Source organism: Nesterenkonia muleiensis, from assembly GCF_003600155.1.
GTDB classification, from domain to species: domain Bacteria; phylum Actinomycetota; class Actinomycetes; order Actinomycetales; family Micrococcaceae; genus Nesterenkonia; species Nesterenkonia muleiensis.
In genome coordinates, this window is sequence record NZ_QWLD01000026.1 from 1 (window position 1) to 3,343 (window position 3,343).

Genomic DNA, 3,343 nt, shown 5'->3' on the forward strand with positions numbered 1-3,343 from the left:
CCGGAACGTCGATCACCTCGATCTCCCGGAAGGTCAACGTCCGCAGAGCCACGGTGCGACAAGCGTTGAATCGTCATGGCATCCAGGCGAGGGACGGGCGAGGTGGTCTGAGCGATCAGGCCAAGGCTGATGTTCGCAGACTTGCTTCCGATGGCGTGCGGCGCAAAGAGCTGGCTGAGCGATTCGGGGTCAATGTGGTGAGTATTCGGCGGGCACTGCCGCCCGTCCTGGCTGCTGATAGCCCAAGAGGGCAAAAATAAAGAGCCTCGCGAGGTTTAGCGAGGCTCTCCGAACATTGCTAGGGTTAAAGTTATTCTTCATCAAACCAAACTGTGTAATACACCCAGTGGTCACCGTCGTCTCTATATGCGGCATCTGCTTGAGCCCAGACTGCTGGACCCGGAGTGTCCCCCCCGGGGGCATATTTTTCCAGAAATCGATGATTTTCTGATCGGCATTTAAAATTGTTCGCCGCCAACCTACGCCGGTCAATCCTTCGGGCTCATTCTCCATATCGATACAGATTTCGTCTGGCAACGTAACAGCACAATCCTCTGAGTTTCCCAATAGCTCTAGAAGTTCGTTAGCGCGTTCTGGGCGAAGCTGCGTCTCTATCCGCTCAAGTTCATCGAGATTCAGGTCTTCCGCTGACACCGGCATGGCTGACTCTGAAATCTCTTCGCCAGTCACAAATTCTACCTCGCTAGTGCCAGGTTAGGCAGTGCCGTTATATTCAGAGGCACTAGCATCAACATCTGGAGCTTCTGCAGTTGTTGATGGTGGCAGGTCGTTCGGCGGAGTAGACGCTTCGGTGTTATTCCCACAGGCAGTGAGAGCAGTAATACCGACTGCAATCGCCGCGAACGGCGTACACCTACCACTTCGCTCTTTAGCGTTAGTGGTTTGCGCGAATGCTTCTTTCATCTGGGCTCCCCCATCTTTCTCGCCGTGTGCCGCATTAGGCAAACTTGGCGTTTTCATCATCTTTCCTGTGTCTCACTGCGATATCTTGAAATGGATGCAGAAGTTATAAATCCTGTTGATGGCAACGCTGAACCATTTCTATCAATATCCAAGCTGATGAGATCTGACAGCGGTGCGACGGCGCGCTGGGTTACGGCAACACTGCGGGGTTCCTCAACCGCAATCGACTTCCTTGATGACATTCCGCAGTTCCCGTCAGCTGACGCGAGCCATCCGAATTCGGGTCGAGTTCCAGACTAATCTAAGCGGGCTCCGCCGGGTGTCAGTTTGGTCCCGGGCCGGAAAATCCGGAAAATGCTGAGGGGTCGTTGGTTACTGACATGCCTGGGCCGCCGGCCTTGGCGAGGAGCTGTATCCACCCAAGACCTGAAGCATGGATCAGGTGCCTTGTGTGTGTGGAGATGCCCGCCGACTAGACGTTCCGCACGAGACCGGAGCTGGCGATGCGATCTAGGACACCGCAGTCAAACCCCAGAAAGAGGGCCCCACCGCGTAAGCGGCAGGAAACATACAAGGACATGGTGGGCAGATTTCATGGCCACCATCGGCAGTTCTACTGGCCGTCAGTAGGCAATTCCGTGGCCGCCTACGGGCGGTATTTCAGGGCCGCTAACAATCAGGTATCACGTTTAGCCAAGGAGCGTCAGGGGTGAGCCAATTGGACGTTCCAGACGGACTACCGGAAAGCGACTGGACCCGAGAAATGTGTGAAGCTGGGATGTCACCATGGAGGGCGCGTCAAGCGGTCCAGCAGGTCGGACCATCTTTGAGCAGTATGGTGAGTGGAAAGACTACGTGCAGTAGTAGCCGCACGGCTGGTTATTCTCAGTTGAACTGCTTCTGCAGTTCTCTCTACTCCTAGCCCTTGGCGGTGGTGAGCATATTCATGATTAGGGTGATCATCAGGTCTTTTTCTTGCGGATGGCTCATGGCTACCATCAGGGTGATCGCGACTAGCGCGCTATTGGAGATGTTGGCTTCTTCGAGCATCTGGTTGCGGCTGAGGAACGTCACGAAAAGTGCAGCCGCGGAGCGCTTATTGCCATCTGAGAGCGGGTGGTCCTTGATGACTAGGTAAAGCAGGTTTGCAGCCTTCTCTTCGGCGCTGAGGTAGAGGTCCTGGCCGGCGAAGCTCTGGTAGATCGCTTCGACGATGCCTTTGAGTCCGTCTCCGCGTTCTTTGCCGAATAGTGTGTTCTCCGGGAATTCGCCTGCAAGCTCGTCAATGATGGCACGCGCTTCCTTGTAGGTGAGCTTCCAGCGTGGAGTCGTTCCCTCGGGCAGGCCGAGGTCACCCTCGTCGTAGTGCTGGAGCAGCTGTAGGCTCGGAAGGTAGCGGCCGAGCACTTCGGCAACACCGCCAACAACTCCATCTGGCGAACGCTGCAATATCTCGACCATCGAGCCGAGCTGTTCGAGGCGCTGCTGGTTGATCGCAATGCCCTGTACCAAGTACTCCTTGAGCCGTTCGGTTGCCCAGAGGCGGAACTTCGTCGCGGTGGCAGACTTCACTCGGTAGCCAACCGAGAGAATCATGTCCAAGTTGTAGTGGGGGATCTCTCGCCGGACCTGACGGCTGCCTTCTTGACGAACTTGCAAGAATTTCTTGCATGTTGCCTGCTCTTCGAGTTCGCCTTCTTCATAGACGTTGCGAATGTGCTGGTCAATGTTCTGGCGACTGGTGCCGAATACCTCTGCGATCTGCGGCTGGGTGAGCCACACGGTCTCGCCCTCCAACCGGACGTCAACGCGTGTGACGCCGTCCTCTGAGGCATAGAGCAGGATCTCACTGTCTGGTGTTGATGCTGTGGTCATAAGGATGGTCTCCCTCGCGCCGCTCGCGCGAATGATGTGCTGATCGGCTTCTCCTTGGAGCCTACCGTCAGGGTGCGAGATGCACGCTGGGTCAATGGACGATTCCAGCATTCCAGGCCAGAGGACTCGCCAAGCACATTGGGTGCCACCATGAGTGGTGCACGATGGTCCATGGGGATCATCGATGTTCAGATCAAGGATCATCCCATCAGGGGTCTCGGAGCCGCCCTGCACGACGCCGTCCTCGACCAGGCCCAGGTGCAAACTGCTCTGCCTCACCGTCGCATCGGATAACGACGCCGCAAAGGCGCTCTACAGTTCTCATGGCTGGGCGTATCTGGACCTCATCCGTTGGGTCGAGTAAAAACATGTCAGACCTTCTGGTGCGCGTTCTCTGAAGATCTCGGACCCTGGCCTGATTCAAGGAAAAATGCCACGAAAAAGCCCGAGCAGGCGAACCTGCTCGGGCTGCTCGTGGGCACCCCGCAACGCTATTCCAATAAATCGGTGGACGTAGCCCAACTCCGCAAGACCCTTGGTCTGG

Annotated in this window: 3 protein-coding genes; 1 reads left to right on the forward strand and 2 read right to left on the reverse strand. The window is 56.3% G+C overall.

Annotation, left to right across the window (positions count from 1 at the left end; translation table 11 throughout):
- Window positions 1-189: 189 nt before the first annotated feature.
- Together DVO78_RS07960 and DVO78_RS07965 are read right to left on the reverse strand one after the other, a co-directional pair.
- Entirely contained in the window at window positions 190-690 is a 501-nt protein-coding gene (locus DVO78_RS07960) for a hypothetical protein (protein WP_120004288.1), read from the reverse strand.
- Between the two features lie 1,152 nt (window positions 691-1,842).
- On the reverse strand, window positions 1,843-2,799 hold the full coding sequence (locus DVO78_RS07965) for a virulence RhuM family protein/type II toxin-antitoxin system death-on-curing family toxin (protein WP_120004289.1): 957 nt from the start codon (window positions 2,797-2,799) through the stop codon (window positions 1,843-1,845).
- 150 nt (window positions 2,800-2,949) lie between these two features.
- Here DVO78_RS07965 and DVO78_RS17515 point away from each other — a divergent pair, with 150 nt between their 5' ends.
- Entirely contained in the window at window positions 2,950-3,093 is a 144-nt protein-coding gene (locus tag DVO78_RS17515) for a hypothetical protein (RefSeq protein WP_157983935.1), read from the forward strand.
- Window positions 3,094-3,343 lie beyond the last annotated feature (250 nt).